This is a genomic window from Acinetobacter sp. IK40, assembly GCF_035615075.1.
Taxonomy (GTDB): domain Bacteria; phylum Pseudomonadota; class Gammaproteobacteria; order Pseudomonadales; family Moraxellaceae; genus Acinetobacter; species Acinetobacter courvalinii.
This window is the reverse complement of sequence record NZ_JANBOE010000005.1, coordinates 304,965-330,380: the sequence shown is the minus strand read 5'-3', so window position 1 is coordinate 330,380 and position 25,416 is coordinate 304,965. Positions and strand designations below refer to the sequence as shown.

23 protein-coding genes and 1 pseudogene are annotated in these 25,416 nt (G+C 43.1%); 14 read left to right on the top strand and 10 right to left on the bottom strand.

The window, feature by feature from the left end:
* Nucleotides 1-126: 126 nt before the first annotated feature.
* A complete protein-coding gene (locus MSG93_RS11465; RefSeq protein WP_005226302.1) occupies nucleotides 127-666 on the top strand; it encodes a DUF2726 domain-containing protein in 540 nt (179 codons plus the stop codon).
* On the opposite strand, the gene MSG93_RS11460 is transcribed toward MSG93_RS11465, so the two are convergent.
* The 5 genes from MSG93_RS11460 to mdtD all read right to left on the bottom strand — a co-directional run bounded on the left by MSG93_RS11460 (nucleotide 663) and on the right by mdtD (nucleotide 5,624).
* The gene (locus MSG93_RS11460) at nucleotides 663-1,019 is read right to left on the bottom strand and encodes a RidA family protein (RefSeq protein WP_324621925.1); all 357 of its coding nucleotides are present in this window, start codon (nucleotides 1,017-1,019) and stop codon (nucleotides 663-665) included. The two genes, MSG93_RS11465 and MSG93_RS11460, sit on opposite strands and share 4 nt — an antisense overlap.
* 371 nt (nucleotides 1,020-1,390) lie before the next feature.
* Complete coding sequence (gene dinB, locus MSG93_RS11455; protein WP_324621944.1) at nucleotides 1,391-2,446, bottom strand: DNA polymerase IV; 1,056 nt, start codon at nucleotides 2,444-2,446, stop codon at nucleotides 1,391-1,393.
* A gap of 1 nt (nucleotide 2,447) precedes the next feature.
* On the bottom strand, nucleotides 2,448-3,209 hold the full coding sequence (locus MSG93_RS11450) for a GH25 family lysozyme (protein ID WP_324621923.1): 762 nt from the start codon (nucleotides 3,207-3,209) through the stop codon (nucleotides 2,448-2,450).
* Nucleotides 3,210-3,220: 11 nt separating this feature from the next.
* Nucleotides 3,221-4,189, bottom strand: a complete 969-nt coding sequence (locus MSG93_RS11445; protein WP_324621921.1) for a hypothetical protein — start codon at nucleotides 4,187-4,189, stop codon at nucleotides 3,221-3,223.
* Nucleotides 4,190-4,235: 46 nt separating this feature from the next.
* Nucleotides 4,236-5,624 carry a multidrug transporter subunit MdtD gene (gene mdtD, locus MSG93_RS11440; protein ID WP_262766879.1) on the bottom strand — a complete coding sequence of 463 codons (1,389 nt, stop codon included), beginning with the start codon at nucleotides 5,622-5,624 and terminating at the stop codon, nucleotides 4,236-4,238.
* Nucleotides 5,625-5,788: 164 nt separating this feature from the next.
* Here mdtD and MSG93_RS11435 point away from each other — a divergent pair, with 164 nt between their 5' ends.
* Nucleotides 5,789-7,570, top strand: a complete 1,782-nt coding sequence (locus tag MSG93_RS11435; RefSeq protein WP_324621918.1) for a choice-of-anchor I family protein — start codon at nucleotides 5,789-5,791, stop codon at nucleotides 7,568-7,570.
* A gap of 53 nt (nucleotides 7,571-7,623) precedes the next feature.
* Here MSG93_RS11435 and MSG93_RS11430 read toward each other — a convergent pair whose 3' ends face one another.
* Nucleotides 7,624-8,250, bottom strand: a complete 627-nt coding sequence (locus MSG93_RS11430; protein ID WP_009508038.1) for a TIGR00730 family Rossman fold protein — start codon at nucleotides 8,248-8,250, stop codon at nucleotides 7,624-7,626.
* Between the two features lie 325 nt (nucleotides 8,251-8,575).
* Here MSG93_RS11430 and MSG93_RS11425 point away from each other — a divergent pair, with 325 nt between their 5' ends.
* The 8 genes from MSG93_RS11425 (at nucleotide 8,576) to MSG93_RS11390 (ending at nucleotide 19,109) form a co-directional block, all read left to right on the top strand.
* A complete protein-coding gene (locus MSG93_RS11425; protein ID WP_324621916.1) occupies nucleotides 8,576-10,159 on the top strand; it encodes a TerC family protein in 1,584 nt (527 codons plus the stop codon).
* Between the two features lie 493 nt (nucleotides 10,160-10,652).
* Complete coding sequence (locus MSG93_RS11420; RefSeq protein ID WP_324621914.1) at nucleotides 10,653-12,353, top strand: 3-ketosteroid-delta-1-dehydrogenase; 1,701 nt, start codon at nucleotides 10,653-10,655, stop codon at nucleotides 12,351-12,353.
* Nucleotides 12,354-12,538: 185 nt separating this feature from the next.
* The gene (locus tag MSG93_RS11415) at nucleotides 12,539-13,009 is read left to right on the top strand and encodes a YchJ family protein (protein ID WP_005281104.1); all 471 of its coding nucleotides are present in this window, start codon (nucleotides 12,539-12,541) and stop codon (nucleotides 13,007-13,009) included.
* Between the two features lie 52 nt (nucleotides 13,010-13,061).
* Entirely contained in the window at nucleotides 13,062-13,706 is a 645-nt protein-coding gene (locus MSG93_RS11410; protein WP_005226310.1) for a trimeric intracellular cation channel family protein, read from the top strand.
* Nucleotides 13,707-13,713: 7 nt separating this feature from the next.
* Nucleotides 13,714-14,322 carry a hypothetical protein gene (locus MSG93_RS11405; RefSeq protein ID WP_324621913.1) on the top strand — a complete coding sequence of 203 codons (609 nt, stop codon included), beginning with the start codon at nucleotides 13,714-13,716 and terminating at the stop codon, nucleotides 14,320-14,322.
* Between the two features lie 53 nt (nucleotides 14,323-14,375).
* Complete coding sequence (locus tag MSG93_RS11400; RefSeq protein ID WP_324621912.1) at nucleotides 14,376-14,891, top strand: hypothetical protein; 516 nt, start codon at nucleotides 14,376-14,378, stop codon at nucleotides 14,889-14,891.
* Between the two features lie 161 nt (nucleotides 14,892-15,052).
* Nucleotides 15,053-17,272, top strand: coding sequence for a DNA topoisomerase IV subunit A (parC, locus tag MSG93_RS11395; RefSeq protein ID WP_262476366.1), 2,220 nt, complete (start codon nucleotides 15,053-15,055; stop codon nucleotides 17,270-17,272).
* Nucleotides 17,273-17,429: 157 nt separating this feature from the next.
* A complete protein-coding gene (locus MSG93_RS11390) occupies nucleotides 17,430-19,109 on the top strand; it encodes an AMP-binding protein (RefSeq protein ID WP_324621909.1) in 1,680 nt (559 codons plus the stop codon).
* Nucleotides 19,110-19,179: 70 nt separating this feature from the next.
* On the opposite strand, the gene MSG93_RS11385 is transcribed toward MSG93_RS11390, so the two are convergent.
* Nucleotides 19,180-19,572 (bottom strand): hypothetical protein, encoded by a 393-nt coding sequence (locus tag MSG93_RS11385; RefSeq protein ID WP_005281096.1) that lies wholly within the window; start codon nucleotides 19,570-19,572, stop codon nucleotides 19,180-19,182.
* Nucleotides 19,573-19,722: 150 nt separating this feature from the next.
* Here MSG93_RS11385 and MSG93_RS11380 point away from each other — a divergent pair, with 150 nt between their 5' ends.
* Entirely contained in the window at nucleotides 19,723-20,121 is a 399-nt protein-coding gene (locus MSG93_RS11380; RefSeq protein ID WP_324621907.1) for an MAPEG family protein, read from the top strand.
* Nucleotides 20,122-20,235: 114 nt separating this feature from the next.
* Nucleotides 20,236-20,763 carry an inorganic diphosphatase gene (gene ppa, locus MSG93_RS11375; RefSeq protein ID WP_046737873.1) on the top strand — a complete coding sequence of 176 codons (528 nt, stop codon included), beginning with the start codon at nucleotides 20,236-20,238 and terminating at the stop codon, nucleotides 20,761-20,763.
* A gap of 98 nt (nucleotides 20,764-20,861) precedes the next feature.
* Here the strand turns inward: ppa and MSG93_RS11370 are convergent, their stop codons facing one another.
* Nucleotides 20,862-22,157 carry an OprD family outer membrane porin gene (locus MSG93_RS11370; RefSeq protein ID WP_005281093.1) on the bottom strand — a complete coding sequence of 432 codons (1,296 nt, stop codon included), beginning with the start codon at nucleotides 22,155-22,157 and terminating at the stop codon, nucleotides 20,862-20,864.
* A 537-nt stretch (nucleotides 22,158-22,694) separates the two neighbouring features.
* Here MSG93_RS11370 and MSG93_RS11365 point away from each other — a divergent pair.
* Both MSG93_RS11365 and MSG93_RS11360 read left to right on the top strand, forming a co-directional pair.
* Entirely contained in the window at nucleotides 22,695-22,862 is a 168-nt protein-coding gene (locus MSG93_RS11365; RefSeq protein WP_324621906.1) for a hypothetical protein, read from the top strand.
* A gap of 33 nt (nucleotides 22,863-22,895) precedes the next feature.
* Entirely contained in the window at nucleotides 22,896-23,666 is a 771-nt protein-coding gene (locus MSG93_RS11360) for a TorF family putative porin (RefSeq protein ID WP_126687698.1), read from the top strand.
* Between the two features lie 102 nt (nucleotides 23,667-23,768).
* Here the strand turns inward: MSG93_RS11360 and MSG93_RS11355 are convergent, their stop codons facing one another.
* Both MSG93_RS11355 and MSG93_RS11350 read right to left on the bottom strand, forming a co-directional pair.
* Nucleotides 23,769-24,533 (bottom strand): sulfite exporter TauE/SafE family protein, encoded by a 765-nt coding sequence (locus MSG93_RS11355; protein ID WP_324621903.1) that lies wholly within the window; start codon nucleotides 24,531-24,533, stop codon nucleotides 23,769-23,771.
* 174 nt (nucleotides 24,534-24,707) lie between these two features.
* A pseudogene (locus MSG93_RS11350) lies at nucleotides 24,708-25,358 on the bottom strand (ATP-binding protein); the annotation flags it as partial.
* Nucleotides 25,359-25,416 lie beyond the last annotated feature (58 nt).

The following is a 25,416-nucleotide window of genomic DNA, read 5'->3' as shown; positions in this document are numbered from 1 at the left end:
CTGGAAAAACACGATTAAAAAACTTAAGTTTGCACTGCAAAATGAATTTGCTATCGCTGTTATTGATTAAAAAAATTGGCTTAAAGCCAAAAATGATTATAAAAAATCTAAAGGGATTGATGGGTAATGTATTATTTCATAACAATAGTTGGATTGCTGTTGATTACAGCGTTAGCACTTCGCCGCCTTCAACAAAACAGGCGTCAAGACAGTCCATTAAAACGCCGCGGTATTTTGAATATTGCCGAGCAGATCACCTTAATGCGTTTGCAAGCCGTTTTGCCACGTCATACCGTATTGGCACATGTATCTTTTGACGCCTTACTCACCACTAAATTTGCACATACGCGCCGTAAATATCAAGGTTTGGTGGCTGACTTTGTGGTGCTCGACCAGCAACATCAGGTACTGGCGATTATTGAGATTGCAGATGAATCCTATGTTAATCGCCTGCATCAGAAACATTATCAGGACAGTTTGCTCGAGTTGGCCGGCTATCGTGTATTGCGCTATAGCAGCATTCCGACCGAACAGGAGTTAAGAGAAGATCTGATGCCTGATCTGTTTGAACCGATGACCATTCCAACCACGGTCGTCACATCAGCTCCGCTGCCAAAAATGGAGCGGATGATGAAATATAATGAATTCGCCGTAAAATCGTATTAATCATGGCGAACTGCAGTCACTGTCATTTCAACCAGAACATCAGGTGCATAGAGTTTAGATTCGACACAGGTACGTGCTGGGGGATGTCCCTCAGCAATCCATGCATCCCATACCGCATTCATGGCGGCATAATCTCGTTCGATATCTTTTAGAAAAATGGTAATTGATAAGATATGGGTCTTGTCTGTACCTGCATCTGCCAGAAAACGATCAATATTGTCTAAAGTTTGCTGTGTTTGTGCACTTACATCAACACTGGTGTCATCTGCCAGTTGGCCTGCGAGATGAACAAGATTTCCTGAAATTGCGACCTCGCAAAAACGTGAAGTGACATGAAGTCGTTGCACAGACATAGTGATTCCTTAATGAATGGGATACTGTCTGGATTGTACTTGATGCAATTGAATCGCAGTGTAATTTTGTATAAATCAGGCGGAAAAAGTTTCTATTTCCATTAAATCATCAGGGAATGAAGGAGGAAATGAAAAGCGAAAGATGAAGTATTTTGATTGGAAAAAGAAGCAACTCAACAACATCGGAAGTGCCCTGTAATCTTCGGATTTGATCGTCACACCAATCACAGGAGCAGATGCTAAAAGCGAGGTTTTCTTTAGCAAAGCGCATAACATGGATAATGTTACGGCGTTGTTTAGAGTACTGAATATTGCATAAAAAGCAAACATAAATTTGAACAATAATCATGCTTCTGTTTAAAAAAACAGCACTACCATAAAGAAAGCTGGGATTCGTCCTGTGCCGTCTGTAGCTGGTAAACCCCGACCCCGACCAGACGGAACTGAAACGCTGGATCGATATGCATTTCATTAAGCAACTGGAAAACCACTTGTGCTAAGTCCTGTTGGGATTGCAGGGCCTGCTTAAAACTTTTACTGTGCTGCAACACCTGAAAATTCTTGAGTTTAAGTTTTACACTGACCCCGCGTGCGCTCAGTTGTTTTTTATTCAGACTGCGCCATACCTGCTCGGCGAGCGGCTGCCAGGCATGCTGACATTGTTCGAGGGTATAGTCGTCGTCAAAGGTAATCTCTTTGGAAATCTGCTGGCGTTCGCGTTCTGCTTTTACAGGGCGGTGGTCAACTCCCTGAGCATATAAATACAGCTGTTTGCCGTATTTACCAAAATGATGAATCAGGACATTCTCTTCGATTTTTTGCAGATCACCCAGGGTATGCAAATTCAGCTGGCTTAATCGTTCCTGAGTGACCTTACCGACTCCCGGGATTTTGCTTAGCGCTAAATCCTGAATAAATTTCAATACTTGATGCGGTTTAATCACAAATAAGCCATTGGGTTTGTTCCAGTCCGAGGCGATTTTTGCCAGAAACTTGTTTGGTGCCACACCGGCAGAAGCTGTCAGTCCCGTAGTTGCAAAAATATCGGCACGGATTTGCGCCGCCACTTCAGTCGCACTCGGAATATTCTTCAAATTTTCAGTCACATCCAGATAGGCCTCATCTAAGGATAGAGGTTCAATCAAAGCTGTATATTGCTGAAAAATATGATGAATCTGCACTGAAACTTCACGGTATTTTTCAAAGTTGGGTTCAATCACCACCACCTGTGGGCAGAGTTTTTTGGCTTGTCCCATCGACATGGCTGAACGCAGTCCAAAGACACGGGCTGGATAGGAGGCAGCAGCAATGACTGCACGCGGATGGTGTGAAGACACCACGACGGGTAAATCTTTGAGATCTGGACGTTCTCTCAGTTCGACTGAGGCATAAAAGGCATCCATGTCGATATGAATGATTTTTCGTATTTCATTTGGCATCTTGAATGCCTTGCTGTTTCAGGAAAATCCGCCATTGTTTAGGTGATTCGGCATAGACATTTAAATCCACTGCTTTGGGAATACCTGCAATTTTTCCCTGACTGCTATGTTGCCAAAAAGTCCATTGGCGACCATCTTTCAGTTCAGGTTTGCCTTCATAATCTCTGACCCAAAGCGGTGTTTCGGTGAAACTTCCCATCAACACAATATGATAAAAGCTTTTCGAGATATAAAAGATCGGCTGTTTGCCATAATGTTTGTGCAGTTGGTCATGCATGACCTGAATTTCTTTCAGTAACTGCTCTTTGGTATAGGTATTGATACAGTTACTGTCATATTCCAGATCAATGGCAGGTGGCAGGGCATCCGCTTTCTTCGGTACGGTCGCAATAAAGTTTTCAGCCTGGACCTTACCGTCACGACATAAGCGATAAAAATGATAGGCGCCGACATGTAAGCCCTGTTCGCGAGCCTTGAGCCAGTTTTGTTGGAAATTACGGTCACGGAAATCGCCGCCTTCGGTGGCTTTGAGATAGACGAATTGATACTGCATCGGAGAGATTTTTTTCCAGTTGATCTCCCCTTGATGATGGGAAACATCAAAACCACGAATGGCATAGTCTTGCGCAGCAGCTTTCTGTTGATAGAACAGACCGAAATAACTCACCACACCCAGCATGGCTGCTAATCCGATACTGGCATAGGTCGGATAATGTTGAGAGAAGGACGATGCTGCGGGTTTCTTTGCCATAGTATCAGTGATTATGCGAGGTCGAGATGAGTGCCAGATTTGCAGTATTGATCATGTAGCAATTGTACCCGTTTCGCCTTGGCATTGACCATCTGACTACCAAATTGTTCCACAAATCTACAGGAAGCATAAGGTTCGGCACGCTGTTGATAATCGTGAATCCAGTTATTTCTACTGGCGACATATTGCTGATCCACGGGCCAAACACCGAAGCCTAAGCGCTGCATGCCAATGCGCCATGGTTTTGGACTGATGCGAGCCCGAAAGCAGTGCTGGTTTTTACACATCCGGACATAGTGAGGATCTGCTTGAATTGACTCAAACAGTAACTCGGCTTCTTTTCCATTGGCGTCAAAGGTTCGATGCATTGCCAAGATCCGGTGACCTTTTGGCGTACGGTAGACACGCAAATGCCAGTCTGGATGCTGCTGAGAAAAGTTGCGGATCGAGGCAAGTGAGCGCTGTTCAGGTGTCGTGGTAAAACATTGTTGTAGTCTAGATAAACTCTCGGCAAAAACACGGATCAATAGAAATGACATCATCAGGCCAATAATCAGAATCAGCCAGGACATGAAATAAGCAGCGACTGCGATTGAAAGTAACAGCAGCAAGAAAAAAGTAGCAATATGCACGGTCAATTGAGCGGATTCTGTAAAGTCGATATCGGCAAATAGCACATCAGGCGTGTTGAGGCACAAGGCGCCGTAGGCATTGCGCGTGATCACCACATCATCATGCTGGGCAATAATTTCTTCGCGGATGGGCAGACCTTCGGCACCGTTATATGAGGATTTATGATCCATTCGATGAATGTTTTCACCGGCTTTAATCTTCTCAATCGCTTGTGCAATACGGTGCTCTGCATGCACTTGGGCCGCCTCTGGGCTCTGATCTGACCAGCCAAAACGTTTAAGCGTGTAATGACGACCTGCAATGCGGGTTTTTACTTTGGCTTCAGCCCAGTACCGGGGAATAAGCATTGAATATTTTCCTTATTATTTTGATATGGTTGCCACAGCAATATCTTTAATCGGTGGTTTCTTTGGGGATCTGCCAGAAGACCATCGCCGTAATGATGTTGATACAACCGAGGGTAATAAGGGTGGCATGGAATGCGGTGCTAATCGAAGCAGATGAGAAATATTGACCAAATACATTGATCAAGGTACCTGCCAGTGCCACGCCCATACTCATGGACAGCATCATAATCATCGATAAGAAACTATTGCCGCTGCTGGCATCCTGCTGAGGTAAGTCTTTCAAGGTCAGGGTATTCATACCGACAAACTGCAATGAATTGAGGGTACCAAAGATAAACAAATGCAGGATTTTCAGCCACAGCGGTGTCGCTGCCGTCATCAGGGAAAAACTGGCAATACACAGCCCGACCAACACGGTATTGGTTAGTAAGAAACGGCGATAACCGACCCGTTGAATCAGTGGGCGTACAATTGGCTTGGAAAATAATGAGCCGAGTACCATCGGGATCATCATCAAACCGGTAATGAACGGTTCGAAACCAAATGCCACCTGTAGCATGAGCGGTAAAATAAATGGAATCGCATTACTGCCCAAACGGGCAAAGAAATTGCCTAAAACCCCGACCGAGAAAATTTTGTAGCCAAATAAGCGCCCATGAAACAGGGCATTCTGATGAGTATGGGCATGGTAAGCATAGCCTGCCGCAGCGACCAGTCCAGCCGCCAATAGCGCTAAACTGACCAGCCGAGAATATTGCGGTGTCGCGATATTTTCGATGCCCAAAGATAAGCCGACCATCGCTACAATTAATAAGATAAAGCCACTTAAATCAAAGGATTTGACCGTAGGTTCTTTGCGATTTGGCATGATTTTGCAGGTCATGATCATCCCGAGAATACCCATTGGAATATTGATCAGGAAAATCCAGTGCCAGGTGGTGACTTCCACCAGCCAGCCGCCTAAGGTAGGGCCCATTAATGGACCCACCAGTCCGGCCAGACTCATCAGGCTCATGGCGGAAAGAAATTGTGAACGTGGAATAATTTTGAGTAGGGCCAGACGACCTACCGGCATCAGCAATGCGCCACCAACACCCTGAATCACCCGGAAAAACAACAGTTGTTCCAGATTCTGGGATAAGCCGCAGCCGAGCGAAGCCAGACTAAAAATGATCATGGAGCTCAGATAAATATTGCGGATACCAAAGCGATCTGCCAGCCAGCCACTTAAAGGAATACATGCCGCAACCGACAATACATAGGCCACAATCACGCCGTGCATTTGCAAGGGGTTTTCATTGAGTTGTACAGCCATGGCTGGAATCGCGGTATTGACGATGGTGGTGTCCAGTGCCTGCATAAAAAAGCCAATGGAAACCAGAAGGACCAATAATCGGAATTCGGGTTGTACTGCCTGATGGGTTGTGCTGGTCATGAGCCTTGATGAGTAAAAATTCAGCTTTAGTTTAATGCAAATAGGCGTGAAATAAAGACAAAAATTGTCAAATAGCGGTCATGGAACTGACATTAAAATGTCATCGAATTTGCACTACTGGCGGCTAGATTAGCCATACAAAATAAATTGTATGGAACTTGGTCATGAAATTTAAAATTTCAGTGTTATTGACAGCGTTACTGTCGGTGGGGTTAGTGGCGTGTAATGATGATAACGACAACTTGGCGTCAACACCAGAAATCGTTGAACCGACACCAGAAACAATTAAGCTGAGCTTGTTGGGGCGCTACGAAACCAATATTTTTGCCCAAAGTGCGGCTGAAATTCCAGCCTATGATGCTGCAACCAAACGTCTATTTGTTGTCAACGCACAAAAAGGTCTGGTTGATGTACTAGATGCATCTAAACCTGAAAAACCAATACATATTGCCGAGCTATCTGCACGCACTTATCTGGCCAATTCGGAAGTGAATAGTGTTGCGGTGAAAAATGGCATTGTTGCACTTGCGGTTCAGGCTGAGCAGAAAACGGATACGGGAATCGTGGTATTTTTTAATGCCAAAGATTTAAGCTTTATCAGCAAAGTCAGTGTGGGGGCTTTACCCGATATGCTGACCTTTAGCCCTGATGGTAAAACCGTTTTGGTGGCTAACGAAGGTGAGCCGAATGATGATTATTCAGTTGATCCAGAGGGTTCTGTCAGCATTATCGATATTAGTAATATCAAGCAACCCAAAGCCAGTGTAGCAGACTTCAAAGCATGGAACACACAAAAGGCTGATCTATTGGCGAAAGGAGTACGGATCTTTGGGCCAAATGCGAGTGTCGCTCAAGACTTGGAGCCTGAATATATTACGGTTTCGGCGGACAGCAAAACTGCATGGGTCACCTTACAAGAAAATAATGCCATTGCACGTATTGATATTGCCCAGCAGAAAGTCACCGATATTTATCCATTGGGCTACAAAGACCACAGTGTTGTAGGCAATGAGCTGGATGTCAGTGATAAGGACAAGAAAATTGATATCAAAACATGGGCGGGCTTAGTGGGGATGTATCAGCCTGACTCGATTGCCAACTATCAAGCCAATGGTCAAACCTATTTAGTGACAGCCAATGAAGGCGATAGCCGTGAATGGTTAAAAGATTCCAAAGCCTACTATGCCGGCGATACCGGTCAAGGTTTTGTTGAAAATATTCGGATGAAGCATTTATTTAACAGTAAGGGCTTTAATACAGGAGGAGACTATCCTGCACACCTGCAAAAGCTGGCAGTCGGCGTGAAAGGCGCCAAGCTCAATCCAGTTACTTTTGCCTATTGCGGTGCAACAGAAACAGGTGCAGGCGGATGCCGTGAGGATGCGCAATTAGGTCGCCTTAATATTGCCTGGAATATGGGGTACCAGACCAATGCGGATGGTTCTCCGAAACTGGATGCCAATGGTTTGCTGACTTATGACAAGCTGTATGCCTATGGCGCACGTTCATTCAGTATCTGGAATACCCAAGGGCAACTGGTCTGGGATTCGGGTAGCGAGTTTGAAAAGAAAACGGCTGAGTTATTCCCTGATTATTTTAATAGTGACCATGAAGCAATTGCTTTTGATGATCGTAGTGATAATAAAGGGCCTGAACCAGAAGGGATTACTGTCGGTAGCATTGGTCAAAAAACCTTTGCCTTTATTGGTTTAGAGCGAATGAGTGGCATTATGGTCTATGACATTAGTACCCCGAATAAACCGAAATTTATTGAATATTTTACCACACGTAACTTTACTGAAACTGAGACTGCAAAACAGGGCGATTTAGGGCCAGAAGGTCTGATCTTTATTGCGGCAAAAGATTCACCTAATGGCAAGCCATTGCTGGTAGTGGGCAATGAAGTGAGTGGTTCCACCGCAGTCTATCAAGTCAATATGAACTAAACTCTAACCATAAAAAAGCGGATCCAATCGATCCGCTTTTTTATATTGCAATCTTATACTTCAATATGGCTAGGCGCATTCAGGTTCTTGATCGCGCTTGAGATTTGTTCAAGCGTTTCACAAATAACAACTTTGGCGCGATGTTGGGGCGGTAAAAAACCTTCTTCAACGGCATGATCCAGTTGCGCAATCAGTGCATCATAAAAATGGTTAACGTTATAGATAATCATGGGTTTCTGGTGCTGGTTGAGTTGCCCCCAGGTTGCAATTTCCAGAATTTCTTCAAAGGTACCTAAACCACCCGGCAAGGCAATAAAGGCACTGGCCCGTTCAGCCATCAGTGCCTTACGTTCATGCATGGACTGGACAATATGCAGCTCGGTCAGACGGTGATGGGCAATTTCATAATCCAGCATGAATTCTGGGATCACGCCGACCACTTCACCGCTATGATCAAGTACGGTATCGGCGACTTGGCCCATCAAGCCAATGCTGGCACCGCCATAGACAATACCAAGACCCTGAGCGGCAATATGCTGGGCCAGTTCGATGGCTTTATCACGGTAAATCGGTTTATTGCCGGTACGTGAACCGCAATAAAGGGCAATGAGAGATTGGGTGGTTTTTATGGGAGTAGGGGTAATGCTTTTCTTTTCAGTCATTATTAGAACACTATTCATTCGTTTATTTTCACCTTATCATTTTCGTTGTGCTTGTCTAGGCTAATCGAGCTTTATGACAGTTTTATGCACATTTTACATACAAAGCGGTTTTGTAACGCTTAGAAAGAATTTGCAAACAACATCAACATAAAAAAGATGAATTTCAGTGAAATCTTGCCTATACTGAAAATCCTTTTATTAATTTATGTCCCTCTATGAGTAGTGGTTGTTGTCGCTCCGCATTGTTCCTATTTCCTACAAAAAATGTTTTGGCTCATCGTGCCGGCCTTTTAAAAATTCAACTTCATAACAATATTGCTGATTTTGCAGAGGAGTCACGTCAATGATTCTGGAATGGATGTCTGACCCCGCTGCATGGGTTGGTTTAGCAACATTGGTGGTGCTGGAAATTGTACTAGGTATTGATAACCTTGTTTTTATTGCAATTTTGGCAGAAAAATTACCGCCTGAACAACGTAATGCTGCTCGTAGAATCGGTTTGATTCTCGCCCTGTTAATGCGTCTGGTGTTGTTGGCCTCGATCGCCTGGGTGGTGACCTTAACCGAACCGCTATTCCATATTTTCGATCATCCGTTCTCCGGTCGTGACCTGATTTTACTGTTTGGTGGTGTGTTCTTATTATTTAAAGGCACCATGGAACTACATGAACGGATTGAAGGTAAGCAAGCGCTGAAAGAAGAAAATCCTGTACATGCGGCCTTCTGGATGGTCGTAGTTCAGATCGTGGTGCTTGATGCGGTATTCTCGCTGGATAGTGTGATCACGGCTGTGGGTATGGTGAAAGAACTGTCGATCATGATGATTGCCGTGACCATTGCGATCGGTATCATGTTGCTGGCTTCACGTCCATTGATGGACTTTGTCAACAAGCATCCAACCGTAGTAATCCTGTGCCTTGGCTTCCTGATGATGATTGGTTTCTCGCTGGTGGTTGAAGGCTTTGGCTTCCATATTCCAAAAGGTTACTTATACGCAGCGATTGGCTTCTCGGTATTGGTCGAAATGGTCAATCAAACCATGCGCCGTAATCAGGAAAAACTGGTTACCACCACCGATTTACGCTATCGCACTGCTTCTGCCGTCTTGCGTATGCTCGGCAATAAAGGCAATGGTAATGAAAGCCAGAACAACGAAGCTGAAGATGTATTGGCGACACAAGCTTATGCCAAAGAAGTCTTTGATGAAGACAATGGCGTGTATCACAGCGTCTTGGTACAAGGTGTGCTTGGTTTATCTGAGCGTCCAGTCAAGTCGGTGATGACACCACGTCCAGAGCTGGAATGGTTAGATCTGGATGATGATCCTGCCGAGTTGAAACAACGTTTGATGGCCATGACCCATTCACGTTTGATCGTGGCACGCGGAGAGCTGGACAATATCGAAGGTATTGTTTTAACGCACAAAGTGTTGAACGAATATATCGAAACCGGTGCGATTGATTTCAGTAAACATTTACGTGAACCGGTGATTGTGCATGAAAATGCGCAGGTATTGATGGTCATGGAACAGTTACGTCAGGCACCGTTACAAATGGCGATTGTCCTGAACGAATATGGTTCCATCGAAGGAATTGCAACGCCGATTGATGTATTAGAGGCGATTGCAGGTGAATTCCCTGATGAAGATGAGCTGGAAGCAGCGGCAGAAAGTCTTGATGATGGTTCGATGTTGCTGGAAGGTTCAACCGATATTCGTCATGTGTCTTTGTTATTGGGCAAAGATTTAGTCGATGAGAGCGAAGAATATTCAACTTTATCAGGCTATATCCTGTTCCATCTCGGTCGTTTACCTGAAAATGGGGATACGGTTGAGGTTGATGGCTATCGCTTTGAAGTGGTCACCATGGATGGCCACAAAATTGAAAAAGTACGTATTATTGCCAAAGAGAAGCCAGAGCAAGATTAAGCACAGCTTATGAGCCTTCCGCAAGGTTCATCGGTTGAGCAAACAAATAATTAAGTTTTAGCAAATAGCCTTGAGTTTAACTGTTGTGCTGCAATAGTTGTACTCAGGGCTTTTTATTGATGCAATTGAAAATTCTTTAAGTCATTTTTTATTAACATTTAATGCCAATTTATATTGGTTTTTTGTGCAGATATTGAGCTCATTTTTGTTGGGATAAAGACTGTAACCTGCGCAGCCAAACATTCTTCAATAGAAATCACAAAAAACTATGATTAGATGCGTTGCGGAGGAAGTGAAGGAGTCTACTAGACGTAGTTTCTGAAGTTGGGCAATACTCTAATACCTGACTTATTCTATAAGATTACCTAAATAGTCAATGAGTTATGTAAAGCGCTCAGTTTGACGGAGGGAAGATGTGCTCACGTCCTTAGCTCACGACTGAGAAGATTTTAAATGAGACTTTTGTAGTCCCATAGCCTGATGAGGTCGTGATATGAACACATTAAATCCCCAAATGAGCTTGCTCACTGTAGATGTCCTAATCATTGGTTCTGGAACGGGTATGGCCGCGGCATTGGCAGCGCATGAGCAAGGCCTGTCTGTGCTGGTGGTAGAGAAGACAGATCTTGTCGGTGGATCTACAGCCCGATCTGGCGGAGCCTTCTGGATTCCCGGTAACCCGGTCTTGACACGTGCGGGTGCGAATTTAACCCGAGCTCAGACAGAGACTTATCTGGAATCTGTCGTTGGAGACAGTGCTCCACGCGATCGTTATTTGTCTTTTCTTGATCATGGGCCTGCGGCAGTCGCGATGCTGGAACGGACGACAGCCCTACAATTTTTCTGGAATAAGGGCTATGCCGATTATTTCTCGGATTTGCCTGGAGGCAGTGATGAGGGAAGTACCTGTGAAGCCAAACCGTTTAATATTAAGCGTCTCGGCAGCGACCAGGCCCGATTTCGTCGTGCTGATATTGAAGCACCTCTCCCTATGCCAGTTACCAGTCTGGATTATAAATGGATGAATCTTATGATGAAAACTCCATTTAAAAGCTGGCCGATCATTCTTAAACGCCTGCTTCAGGGTATCGGTGGACTATTACTGGGTAAACGTTATGTAGCTGGCGGGCAAGCAATCACTGCAGGGATGTTCGATGGACTGATTCGGGCTGGTGTTCCCGTTTGGACCAACAGTGAGGTCATTGAATTATATGCTACGGGAGAGCGGGTCACGAGTGCGGTTGTGCAGCAACTAGACCAACAGATTAAAGTCACGGCGCGTTGCGGCATTATTCTGGCAGCAGGCGGATTTGATCATAATATGCCAATGCGTGCTGAATACCAGTCGCCTTCATTGGTTGAGGATCTGAGTTTAGGTTCAGCGGGTAATGTGGGTGATGGTCTGAAGCTGGGACAAAGCATGGGAGCAGATTTGCGTTGCATGCATGAAGCGTGGTGGTTTCCTGCGGTAAGACCGATTCAGGGCTATCCTCCGATTTTGCTGGCAGAACGTTTCCTCCCTGGTTCCTTGATTGTTAATCAGCACGGGCAACGTTTTGTTAACGAGGCTCTGAGTTATATGGCTTTTGGTCAGACGGTATTAAGGCTGGAACGCGAGGGCAAAGCAGTAGGACAGATGTGGTTGGTCTTTGATCAGGAATATCGGAATAGCTATTTATTGGCAGGTTCGATTTTTCCACGCCAGCCAATTCCTCAACAATGGTATGATGCTGGTATCGCAGTCAAGGCCGAGTCTCCTGAACAACTTGCCAAAGCTGCTGGCTTATCACCCGCAGTATTTATGGAACAACTGGAACGTTATAATTCAATTGGCCGTACGGGAATTGATACAGAGTTTAAACGTGGGGGAAATGCCAATGACCGTTATTATGGCGATCCAACAGTTAAACCAAATCCAAATCTGCGACCATTGTCAGGTACTTTATATGCGATCCAGCTGGTACTGTCCGACTTGGGAACATGTGGCGGTCTGGCTGCAGATGAGAAAGCGCGAGTGTTACGTAATGATGGTACGCCTGTACCAGGCCTTTATGCGATTGGTAATAATGCTGGCAATGCCTTCGGGCAAGCTTATCCTGGGGCTGGAGGAACAATTGGTCAAGGGATTACTTTTGGTTATATTGCTGTGCAAGAGATCATAGCTGAAAGTGCTGATCTGGAAGAAGGAGTCTAGCTGTAAGAAAACCGTATTAGTTGAATACTGTTACCAGTTGAAAGCCACCGCTGAGCAGAAGAGGAAGGAGGTTGCCATTCAATTTCACCACTCCCTTTCCTCTTTTAGGGTCAAGCACCAAGCAGTCTAAAAACAAGATATACTATGGCCGATTTTGAGTAGACACAGGCCTGAGTGTAAGAAGAATGATCTCATCACAAGACTGCCCTTGCGGACATGGACCTTATGCTGAATGCTGTCAGCCTTTACATTTGAAACAGCAGTCTGCACTCAATGCCGAACAGTTAATGCGCTCGCGCTATAGCGCTTTTGCTTTGCAACAGATTGATTATATTCTGGAAACTACGGCTTTAGGGCAACAATCCGCTTTGGACCGTGCCGCAATTGCTGACTGGAGTAAGTCCAATCAGTGGTTAAAACTGGAACTGATCGAGTACCAGCCCAAGCTGGATAAAACCCATGCGCTGGTTGAGTTTAAGGCACATTATCATGATGGTAAACAAGCCCATGTTCATCATGAAGTTTCACATTTTGTCTTGCATCAACAGCATTGGTATTTCCTAGATCCGACGCTGGATATGCAAATCACCATGAAACAGCCCTGCATTTGTGGCTCGGGGAAAAAATTTAAGCAATGTTGTGCACAATTCATCTAAGTTTGTCTTAGAATAGCGCACACTTTTACGCCTGATTTAGGGATGTAGGCAGATGTTACTCACCGTAATTTATATTATTGCCATTACTGCGGAAGCGATGACTGGGGCATTGTCAGCAGGTCGACGTAGTATGGACTGGTTTGGTGTGGTGCTGATTGCCTGTGTCACGGCCTTAGGTGGCGGTTCGGTGCGTGATGTACTGCTCGGACATTATCCTTTAACCTGGGTCAAGCATCCTGAATATTTAGTGCTGACCTGTGCTGCGGCCTTTGTCACCATCATTATTGCCAAATGGATGCGTCATCTGCGCAATATCTTCCTGGTGCTGGATGCGCTTGGTCTTATTGGCTTTACCATCATTGGCTGCCAGATTGCCTTATCGATGGGACACGGTTTTGTGGTGTCTGCGGTGGCAGGGGTATTAACCGGAGTGTCGGGTGGTATTCTGCGCGATATTCTATGTAATGACGTGCCTTTAGTATTCCGTCGTGAGCTCTATGCCAGTATTTCCTTTGTCGCGGTGATTTGTTATTGGGTCTGTCTGGAAGTCGGTTTACCGCATGATCTGACGGTAATTTTCACTTTGGTATTTGGCTTTACCTTACGTTTGATCGCAATTTATTTTGGTCTGGAAATGCCGAAATTTATTTATCAGGAAGATGATGCCGACTCGGCTTCGTCAACGGATGAGCATTGAGATTAAAATGGATAGAGAGAAAATTGAGCAGATCAGAAAAGAACTCTCTATCCCACTTACACACGCGATCAAACTTTTAAAAGAAAACCAAAATGATGTGTCTGCCGCAATAATTAATTTCCATCAAGATAATATTGAAAAAGTGATTCAAGCCACTGAATGTCAAATCTCGGTCGCTCAAGATACCTATCAATGTTGTAATTTCGATGTTGAAAAGGCGATTAAAAAAATCCAGTCACAAGTCATACTTCTTACAACACGTGAAAATCAACAAAAAATTAAGAATGAAATAGGCTTTATTCTTTGGGCTGAATCTAAAGGTCATAAAACGAGTTCAAATGATATTTTCATTCCAATGTATGATTTTGATTATGTTTTAGATGCTTTTAAAATTACTTGCTCTGTAGACCAACTAGACAATTCTCTTTCAAAAACCAGTTTTGATGTAGGTGGATACAACTACTTAGATCATCATACTTGTACGGCTATCTTAAATGCGATGCTAAAAATACCAACAAATAATTTAGTCGTAGAAAATTTTATAAAAGCTTTAATCAGTTGGTGGCGTGACCAATTAAGCATTGCTGAATATATCGTCGTTTATGGCAATTTATGATACATACTAGCTAATTGATATTTATTATTCGCTCTTTTTTTATGAGAGTTTAGATGTTAAAAAAAATTGCTATCAGTGCCTATAGCCAGCATTCGGTCGAAATTGATGGTTATGTACCCTTTGATATTCATTTCAATGAAAAATCTCCAGATTTGTATTGGAGAGGTGGCAATGGTCGCACGTCTTTAGTGGAAATAGGTCTATTAAAGACAGGTGAATTATCAACAATTACATTAGTTAGCTTTAGCTGCCATAAGCTGATTCAAACAGAGAATAATTTCTCTTCTAGTGATTCAACACAAGTATATTTACCAATTTTTGATGTGTCATCTTGGTCAAATGATTCGAATGATTTTGCTAGCAGATTTAAGGATGCATTTGATACAGAGTTCCAATTATTCATGGGCAAAAATTATATTGAACTCGTATTTTTACCTTTAGAAAATACAATTGAATTTGTGCGTGATTGTAATTTCAATTTTGGTTTTAACGTTAATAACGAATTGACCTCTTTGCACATCTTGAATATTGATGAAGTTAAAATGAAATTATTCAGAGAAAGTCTCTGATTTGATAGTAAAAAAGTTGATTCAGTACCTTATTCAATTACAAATTCTCCGAACAAGACACCATTTGACGTTTAAACAACAACAAGGGCTTGTCACAACGCCTGCATCCACATAGCATACAAAACATTGACGATAACAATGATTTTGGATGACTTGCTGAAATGACCAGCCTTGCACATCATGCAACAGAAAACCGTTCCGTAGCCGAATTTACTGAGCAGGCTTACCTGAACTATGCCATGTACGTGATTATGGATCGTGCATTGCCGCATATCAGTGATGGTTTAAAACCTGTACAACGCCGTATTGTCTATGCGATGAGTGAGCTTGGCCTGAAATCGACAGGCAAGCCGAAAAAATCGGCTCGTACCGTTGGTGACGTACTGGGTAAATACCATCCACATGGTGACTCAGCCTGTTATGAAGCGATGGTGTTAATGGCACAGCCATTTAGCTATCGCTATCCACTGGTTGAAGGTCAGGGTAACTGGGGTTCGCCGGACGATCCAAAATCATTTGCTGCGATGCGTTATACCGAAGCCAAACTTTCTGCCTATAGCGAGCTATTACTCAGCGAATTGGGGCAGGGTACCAGTGAATGGCAGGACAACTTTGATGGTTCGATGAAAGAGCCGATCACGTTGCCAGCACGAGTCCCGAACATCCTGTTAAATGGTACCACGGGTATTGCGGTGGGGATGGCAACGGATATTCCGCCACACAACTTGCGTGAAGTGGTCAAGGGCACCATCGCACTGATTCGTAATCCTGAAACTTCAGATAGCAAACTGGCAGAATATATTCCGGCCCCAGATTTACCGACCAAGGCTGAAATCATTACCCCGCCAGAAGAATTACTCAAAATTCAGACCACAGGTCGTGGTAGTTATCGTATGCGTGCCGTGTATACGGTCGACAAAAATGAGATTGTGATTACTGAACTGCCTTATCAGGTTTCGGGTTCCAAAGTGATTACCCAGATCGCAGACCAGATGATTGCCAAGAAGTTGCCATTGGTCAGTGATGTACGTGATGAGTCGGATCATGCCAATCCCACCCGCTTGGTGATTGTATTGCGCTCGAACCGTGTCGATGCCGAAACGGTGATGAGTCACTTATTTGCCACCACAGATCTGGAATCCAGCTATCGTGTCAACCTGAACATGATTGGTGCGGATGGTCGTCCACAGGTGAAATCGATTCGTCGTATTTTATTGGAATGGATCGAGATTCGTAAGCAAACCGTGACTCGCCGTTTGCAATACCATTTAACCAAAATTGAAAAGCGTTTACATATCTTGGCTGGTCTTTTAATTGCCTACTTGGATATTGATACCGTGATTCGGATTATTCGTGAAGAAGATCAGCCAAAACCGGTACTAATGCAGCATTTTGGTATTGACGAGATTCAGGCGGAAGCAATCCTCGAACTCAAACTTCGTCATTTGGCCAAGCTTGAAGAAATGGAAATTCGCCGTGAACAGGAAGAACTGGAAGCGAAAGCTGCGATTATTCGTGAGCAACTTGCCAATCCGGAATCATTAAAAAACCTGATTATTAACGAATTAAAAGAAGACGCGAAAAAGTTTGGTGATGATCGTCGTTCACCGATTGTGGCGCGTGCGGATGCAGTACAAATTAAAGAACAGGATTTAATGCCTGCTGAGCCTGTGACTGTCGTATTGTCGGAAGCCGGTTGGGTACGTGCTGCCAAAGGGGCAGAAGTAGACGCAGCAAATCTGAATTATCGTGCGGGTGACCAGTATCTCAGTCATGCAGTGGGTAAAACCAACCAGCGTGTGTATTTCCTGGATGAGACCGGGCGTAGTTATGCCTTGCCAATCAGCAGTCTGCCTTCGGCGCGTGGTTTGGGTGAACCGCTCAGTTCAAAACTTTCACCCGCCAGCGGTGTTTCCTTTATTCAGGTATTTATTGATGAGGAGAGCAGCGAACTGCTTGCAACCAGTTCCAATGGTTACGGCTTTAAGAGTCAGGCGGCCCAGCTAGACACCAATGCCAAAGCTGGTAAGGCTTTCCTGACGGTTGCAGACAAAGCCACCGCTTTACCACTCTTGCCTATTCAGCAAGCCACCCACGTTGCCATCCTGAGTTCATCGGGTCGTTTACTGATTATTGATTTAACTGAACTGCCAGTTCTCAACAAAGGTAAGGGTAACAAGTTGATACAACTTGATGAAAAAGAGCAAATTTTATCCATGACAACCCTGACGTTAGATGAAATAATCCAAGTCGATGCAGGACAACAGCATCTGAAGTTGAAAGGGGATGATCTACAAAAATATCTAGGAAAAAGAGCAACAAAGGGGCAACTTTTACCACGTGGATATCAAAAAGCAAATAGACTCCTCATTCAGAGATAAGGCTAGTATTCTGTGATACAAATACGTTATATATGACAATGTATTCATATTGTTTGGATAGATTGACAGGGCAATTCAAAAAGTTAAAAAAAATGTTTTGCCATGGAAAGTAACGTTGTTACATTTTTAAGGATTACCACTCGGAGATAAGGGCATTATGGAAAAGATTTGGTTTGCTGAATACCAAAAGACAGGAATTCCAGAAACAGTTGAACTGCCTGCTGAAAACACCTCACTTGTTGATATTTTTGAACGCAATTTCCAAAAATTTGGTTCACGTGATGCCTTTATCTTCATGGATAAAGTTTTAACGTTTAATGAATTAGAAGTCGCTAGCCGTAAATTTGCAGCTTATTTACAAACTTTGGGTTTAGCCAAAGGCTCGCGCGTTGCGGTAATGATGCCGAACGTTTTTCAATATCCAGTGGTGGCATTAGGGGTTTTCCGTGCAGGTCTGGTACTGGTCAACGTCAATCCACTTTATACCGCACGTGAGCTTGAGCATCAGTTGAATGACTCTGGTGCTGAAGTTTTAGTGATTATTGAAAACTTTGCCAATGTTTATCAAAACATTATTGGCAAAACACCTGTGAAGCATGTTGTGGTGGCTTCGGTGGGTGATATGCTCGGCACCCTGAAAGGGACCATCGTGAATTTTGTTTTACGTAAAGTACGTAAGCAAATTCCAGCGTGGAATATTCCTGGTCACACTAAATTCAATGCGGCATTAAACAAAGCCAGCCCAAGCAATTATAAGCGTCCAAGCTTAACCTTGAGCGATACTGCTGTACTGCAATATACCGGTGGTACAACAGGTGTTTCTAAAGGGGCTGAATTAACGCATCGTAATCTTGTGGCCAACTTGCTCCAGTGTGAAGCGATTTTCTCAAGTAAATTTGGCGGTTCTGATAGTGCCAAAGGTGATCGCATCGTGTGCGCATTACCGCTGTATCACATCTTTGCCTTCATGGTATGTGCGCTTTACGGTATGTATAAAGGCCAGGCCAATATCCTGATTCCAAATCCACGTGACTTGCCTGCGGTGGTGGGTGAATTACGTAAATATCAACCTTCATTCTTCCCGGCGGTAAACACTTTGTTTAATGCCTTGGTAAATAACGAAGAATTCAAACAGCTTGACCATAGCAATCTGAAGATGGCAATGGGCGGTGGTATGGCAGTATTGCCATCGACTGCAGCGGCATGGAAAAAGATCACAGGTACCACCATTATCGAAGGTTATGGCTTATCTGAAACTTCTCCGGTTGCAACTGCAAACCCACCTGCTACAACTGAATTCAGTGGCACAATTGGTATTCCATTGCCATTAACTGAAGTTGCGATTTTGGATGATGATGGTAAAGAAGTTGCACTGGGTGAACAGGGTGAAATTTCGATCCGTGGTCCACAAGTCATGAAGGGCTACTGGAACCGTCCAGACGAAACTGCGAAAGTGATGACTACTGACAACTTCTTCCGTACTGGTGATATCGGTGTAATGGATTCACGTGGTTATGTGAAGATCGTTGACCGTAAGAAGGACATGATCCTGGTATCTGGCTTTAACGTTTACCCAAGTGAAATCGAAGAAGTCATTGCGAAACATCCGAAAGTATTGGAAGTGGCTGCAATTGGCGTTCCAGATGAAAAATCAGGTGAAGTGCCAAAATTGTTCATCGTGAAAAAAGACCCTTCTTTAACCACAGAAGAAGTGATTGCTTATGCAAAACAAAACTTAACAGGCTATAAGTGCCCACGTTATGTTGAGTTTATGGAAGAATTACCGAAATCAAATGTAGGTAAGATCTTACGTAAAGACTTACGTAAACCCGCTTAAGAATTCTATCCTCCCTTTAAAAAGGAAGGTACTGGAAAGACGCCGCAATTGCGGCGTTTTTTTATTGGATTTATTTTGAGGCTTTTGATTTCATCAACCAGCGATCAATATAAGGTCGACCAATCCCTACAATCCCCACAAAAACCACCATTGTGGCCAGCTGAAAACGTAAACGGGTCGGATCAATGCCATTAAAGCTAAAATAATTATCGGCAACCGCATACAGCACAATCACGGTCAGCCAGTGCCAGAGGGTCAGGCGATAAATACCGACTGCATAGAAGGCAACGGTCAGAATCACAAAAGTACCCAGCGTAGACTGCCAGTTCAGATTGGCACAAATCACACTGAGTAGAAATGCCATGATCGGTAATACGATTTTGAGTACACGATCAACTAAAAGCTGGTGCTGGCGTTGTTGAGCAAGGACCTCAAACATTTCTTTCTGGTCGGGTTGTGGCATAGATTGACCTTAAAACAGTATGAAAAAACACAACTTTTACACAAACAAGGTGTGTAAAAGAAACGCTTGTTGAACAAGCACACATGAATGTTCAATAAATTATAAGTTATGATAGCATGATCAGAAGAACTTCAAATGATGGATGTCAGCATGCAAGGTATTAGCGGCATTATATTGATTATTATCGTCGCATGTTTATTGCCGTATGTTTTTACCTTGATTGCAAAATCGAAAGGTGGTTTTCAAGCAAAGGATAATCAGAATCCTCGTGATTTTTTAGCGAAAACAACAGGGCTGTCAGCACGGGCAAATGCGGTACAACAAAATAGCTTTGAAAGTCTGCCTTTGTTTATTGCTGCGATTTTGATGGCAGAATATATGGTGGTTCCTGAACGCTTTATTTTGACTTTCGGCTGGGCATATATTGTCTTTCGTATTATTTACGGTATTTGCTATTTAGCCAATCTGGCCACATTACGTTCAATCATCTGGTTTTTCTCGCTACTTTGTCCGATTTTACTGTTCGTGATTACCGTCAAAATGACCTGATGATAGCTGGCTATAAAATTCGCCAGCTCGCTACATATATAGCATCATTTTCGCTGTATTCACGTTATAATCTGTCCGATTTACATCTACTTCACAATATAAACGAGTGTTGATATGAGTTATAGCAATATTCCTGCGGGTAAAGACGCACCAAATGACATTTATGTCATTATCGAAATTCCTGCAAATGCAGCCCCAATCAAATACGAAATCGATAAAGATTCAGATGCGTTATTTGTAGACCGTTTCATGGGTACAGCAATGTTCTACCCAGCAAACTACGGTTATGTACCAAATACTTTGTCTGAAGATGGTGATCCATTAGACGTACTTGTTGTAACTCCACATCCTGTTGCTGCTGGTTCTGTGATTCGTTGCCGTCCAGTGGGCAAATTAAAAATGGAAGATGACGGTGGTATCGATGCGAAACTGATCGCTGTTCCACACGAAAAATTATCTCCACTTTATAAAGATGTTAAAGAATATACGGATCTTCCGCCATTGTTGATCAGCCAAGTTGAGCACTTCTTTGCCCACTATAAAGATTTAGAACCTGGTAAGTGGGTAAAAATCAGTGGTTGGGAAGGTGCTGACGTTGCTAAAGCTGAAGTACTTAAAGCAATCGAAGCTGCTAAAAAGTAACTTTGAAATGCTGGGCCAGGTTTTAAATTTTTAAAATCTGGTCATAAAAAAACTCCATTCATTTGAATGGAGTTTTTTATTGCTTGATCAGCTGTGAATTAGAATAATTTCACAGGAATATCAAGCCAGATACGCCATTCGTTGGTATCGCCAATGTAGGCATTTGTTTGATATTCATCACTTGCACGGTAATACGAGTGACGTAAACGTAAGCTCGCATCTTTAGCAAAACCAGATTGAACTGTGTATTTCACTTGGTTAAAGAATTCACGTTCATGTGCATTATCAGTCAAATTCTTGACTTTGATATCCCAACCATAGACGTAGGCAGTGGTCCAGCTTAAGCCTGGTACGCCATAGCCACCAAAGTCGACGTTATATTGCAACTGTGCAGATTTTTCGCTGTTACCAATAAAGTCAGACAAGTAAGAGTTTGGTAAATAGATACTTTGTGCGCCGTCAGCGTTTTCACCATAGTCATAGCCGGTATTACCATTGTTCTGCTGGTAAGCCAGCATCACGCTGTGTGGACCCGTATTATAGGTCGTAGAAAGCGCCCAAATGGTATTTTTACGATTAGACAAGTCATCAGTGGTACTTGAATAGGTACTTGCCTTTTCATCCCATTTGGTATGGTAAGCACTTAAGTCATAAGTCAGCGCACTACCTTCTTGATTCAAGGGTTGTTTGTAGTTGGCATTGACATAATGACGATCGAGTTTATCCTTGCTGTCCAAGCCAAAGTAAGATGCACTCAAGTTATCATCAAATTTGTATTTTGCACCCCAAACCACGGCACGATCAAGTTTGCGGCCATCAGTATTGATTTGATCGGAATACTGATCTTTAGTGAATTTACCCGCAGTTAACTCTAAACCGTTAATTTCACGGCTAGTAGCCAAGACACCTTCAAAATATTCCGGTACTAAACGTGCAGTATTACTTGCTAAAACAGGAATATCGAGTACTTGTGTACCATAAGTCACAGTCGTATTCGAGATTCGTGCTTTTACAAAACCGCCGCCACGTGCCCAGTGATCATATGTGTCACCTTTACCATCTACACCATTTAGGCGTTCGCGTGGGATCATGCCGTTACCAGCATTATTGTTTGAGCCTAATTTAAAAGAGCCATCGCCGATCACACCAGCGCCAAAGCCAACTAAACCTTGAGTAAAACCAGTTTCTAGTTTCACCATTGCCGTCTGAGCATATGAGCTAGTGTCTTCGACACCATTCTTTTTGTCACGATTTAAATAACCAGTACGGAATAAAATATCCCCTTTGGCATCTTCAACAAGTCCTTTTGCTTCGCTTTGTTCGCTTGCATATGTTGAGGTAATTAACGCGGCATTAATCAAAACCGCTAAAGTAAGTTTCTTTGCCTTTGGCATAGCTCGCCTCATTAGAAATAATAAATTTGGGATAAGACCGAAATTTTGATCAATTGTATAAGTTATGCATAAAAAAGATAGATTTTTATTAAAAAATTTTAATTATTTTTAAATAAAATACTTATAAAATTTTATGATTTATTTCTTGTTTAAAAAATACACATTATAAACTTAAGTTGATGATTTAAAATAATAATATTATTTATTTTGGATATAAAATAATCTGGTTATTTTTTGTTTGGTTTGAATCAAAATGTGTGATTTATTGAGGTAATTTTTCTTTTATTTTAAATATTTATTTTTTCTTTGTTTAAAAATTATTCAGCTTGATTTGCAAAAAATGACATCCCGACGAATGGCAATGACTGTCCGTTCTAAAACTTACAAAAGTTCAGGCGGATTTAAGTTTTTAACTATGCACTTTTATGGGACAACGCCTATTTTTATAACGAAATGCCTATATTTTAAGCAAGCTAGATGTTTTTGCAGTTCAGGATATGCCACTTTTTTGTGCGGAAAATAATCTTGAATGGATGAATGCGTCTTAATAGTTCAAAAACTCAGAGGATTACTGTAAGGGACTCACTTGGAGAGGGTAAAAATCTAAGTCAAGAGAGATTATTTGATAAAACCAAGCTGAATACGGGCTTAAATGGAGTTGGCACAGCAATTGCTACTGACTATGCGATGCAATTTAAAACTTAAATCAGTCGAATATCCATCATGGGGGAGATCAAGATGATGAAATTTGCATGTAAAGCGATCGCGTTGAGTATTTGTGCTGTCACTTCAACTTTTGCGATGGCAGAAGAGGCCAATACCTTATCTCAATACGGTCTGAGTTTTTCAGGAACGGCTGCGTTAACGACAGATTATCGTTATCGTGGTATTACTCAAACCCAATCTGATCCGGCGGTACAGGGCGGTTTTGCATTAACACATTCATCTGGTCTTTATGCGGGGGTATGGGGCTCAAATGTTAATTTCGGTGGTGCTGATCCGCATCTCGAGTTAGACCCTTATGTCGGCTATGCGACTGAGCTACCATTTGCCGGTAAGCCGACTTTAGATGTTGGTTTATGGTATTACGGTTATCCAAGTGCATCTGACCTGAACTGGTTAGAACTCTACGCAAAACTGGGCTTTAAAAATGTATTGGCCTCTGGAGATAGTCTATTGGGGAGTTTGAACTATACCAATGATTTTGCAGGTACAGATGAGAACGGCTGGTATGTGAATGCTACCTATAACATACCGTTTGCCGATACTGGCTTTGGTGGAGTGGCAAGTGTCGGCTATACCAAAGTAGATAACTATGACTTCAGTGATACCGGTGGTGAAGACGATAATTATGTCGACTGGAAAGTGGGTGTGACCTATAGCGTCAAATCCGTGTCTGGCCTGACTGCTGAACTGGCTGCAGTAGGCACCAATATTGATGCAGATTTCCAACCGTATAAACGTGGCACAGAAACAGGTGCAGTATTTACCTTGACCAAAGCTTTCTAAGCTTGCTTGGATAAACAAAAAGCCAGCTCTATTGCTGGCTTTCTATATGGAAAGATAGTCGCTTGAGAGAGCGTTCAAATCAAATAATGACTTGCGATAGATTCAGAATATAGATAGTCCCATTCTGATAATCAGAAAGACTAACAGGAACAGAAAAAATATCCGGATAAACTGACTACCATAGCGCAGCGCCAGAAATACACCGACGAAGGCGCCCAAGACATTACAGGCTGCAATCATTAAGCCGATTTCCCACAGCACATGACCTGTAGGAATAAAGAATAAAAGTGCTGAACTAAAGGTACCAATATTCACAATTTTGGCTGATGCAGAGGCGTTGAGAAAATCAAAGCCAAAGCCTTTGACAAACAAGAATAACAGGAAGCTGCCACTGCCTGGCCCAAATACACCGTCATAGAATCCAATGAGTCCACCAAAAAAGATTCCTAGAGCAATTTCTTTAGCTCCACAGTTCACATAGCGGTTATGGGTGCCTAAGTCCTTCTTGAGAAAGGTATAAATCGCCATAAAGATGAGTAAAAACAACACAAGATAGCTCATCAATTGCTTGGGAATATGTGCAATCGTCATTGCACCCACAAAGGCAAAGATAAAGGCTGATAGCATGGTCGGGATGAGCAACTTCCAGACCAATTGAATTTTATTCACATATCTAAAAATAGAGGAAACAGTACCTGCCCATACCGCCAGTTTATTGGTGCCCAAAACGGTGGTCATGCTGTGCTGGGGCAAAGCATGTAATAGCGCAGGGATTTGAACTAAACCGCCGCCTCCTACTGCGGCGTCAATCAGGCCGCCACAGAAGGCAAAGAATCCTAAGCTAATTAGCACCGTGTCGTAGGTCATAATCGCCAGCCCGCGAGAAAGTTGTTTAAGGAGGAATGATCAGGTTGCTTGTCTGGAATATTGATCTCGCTTGGTGGTGATGATTCCATCTTCTGTTGTTTATTTTTAAAAGTATGCTTAACAAAAGTATCCGCACTTTGATGGATACTTTTGTTGGGGTGTCCAAAGAAAAACTTAGCTCTGATTGCCCCGATAGGACAGTGCTTCGGTTAAATGACTGCTTGAGATCAGATCACTTTCGGCTAAATCGGCAATCGTGCGTGCAACGCGCAATACCCGATGATAGGCACGTGCAGACAGGTTGAGACGCTGCTGTGCCATTGCGATGATTTTTGTTGAACTGTCATCTAACAGGGCATGTTGTTCCAGTAACTTCGGTGACAACGCCTGATTTAAGCATTGCTGTCTCTGGATCTGTTTTTGGTAGGCAGTAATCACACGCTGCCGCACACTGGCAGAATTCTCGGTGGGGGTACGGTCTTGTAGTTCCTGAGCTTGTAACGGCGGTACATCAATATGTAAATCAATACGATCCAGCAATGGGCCAGAGATTCGGTTTTGATAGCGTTGAATACTTTCCGGGGAACATTGGCAACGGCTGTCCTGATTGAAGGCATAACCACATGGGCAAGGATTCATGGCTGCAATAAACTGGAAATTCGCAGGAAAGGTCATTTGCCGTGCCGCACGAGAGATCACAATCTCCTTGGACTCTAATGGTTGTCGTAATACTTCCAGCACCTTGCGGTCAAATTCAGGTAATTCATCTAAAAATAAAACACCCAGATGCGCTAAGGTGATTTCACCTGGCTTGGGTTGGGAACCGCTGTTATTTACAAAGAACTATGCGACAATATAAGCTAGGGTCAAAGACTTAGACCAC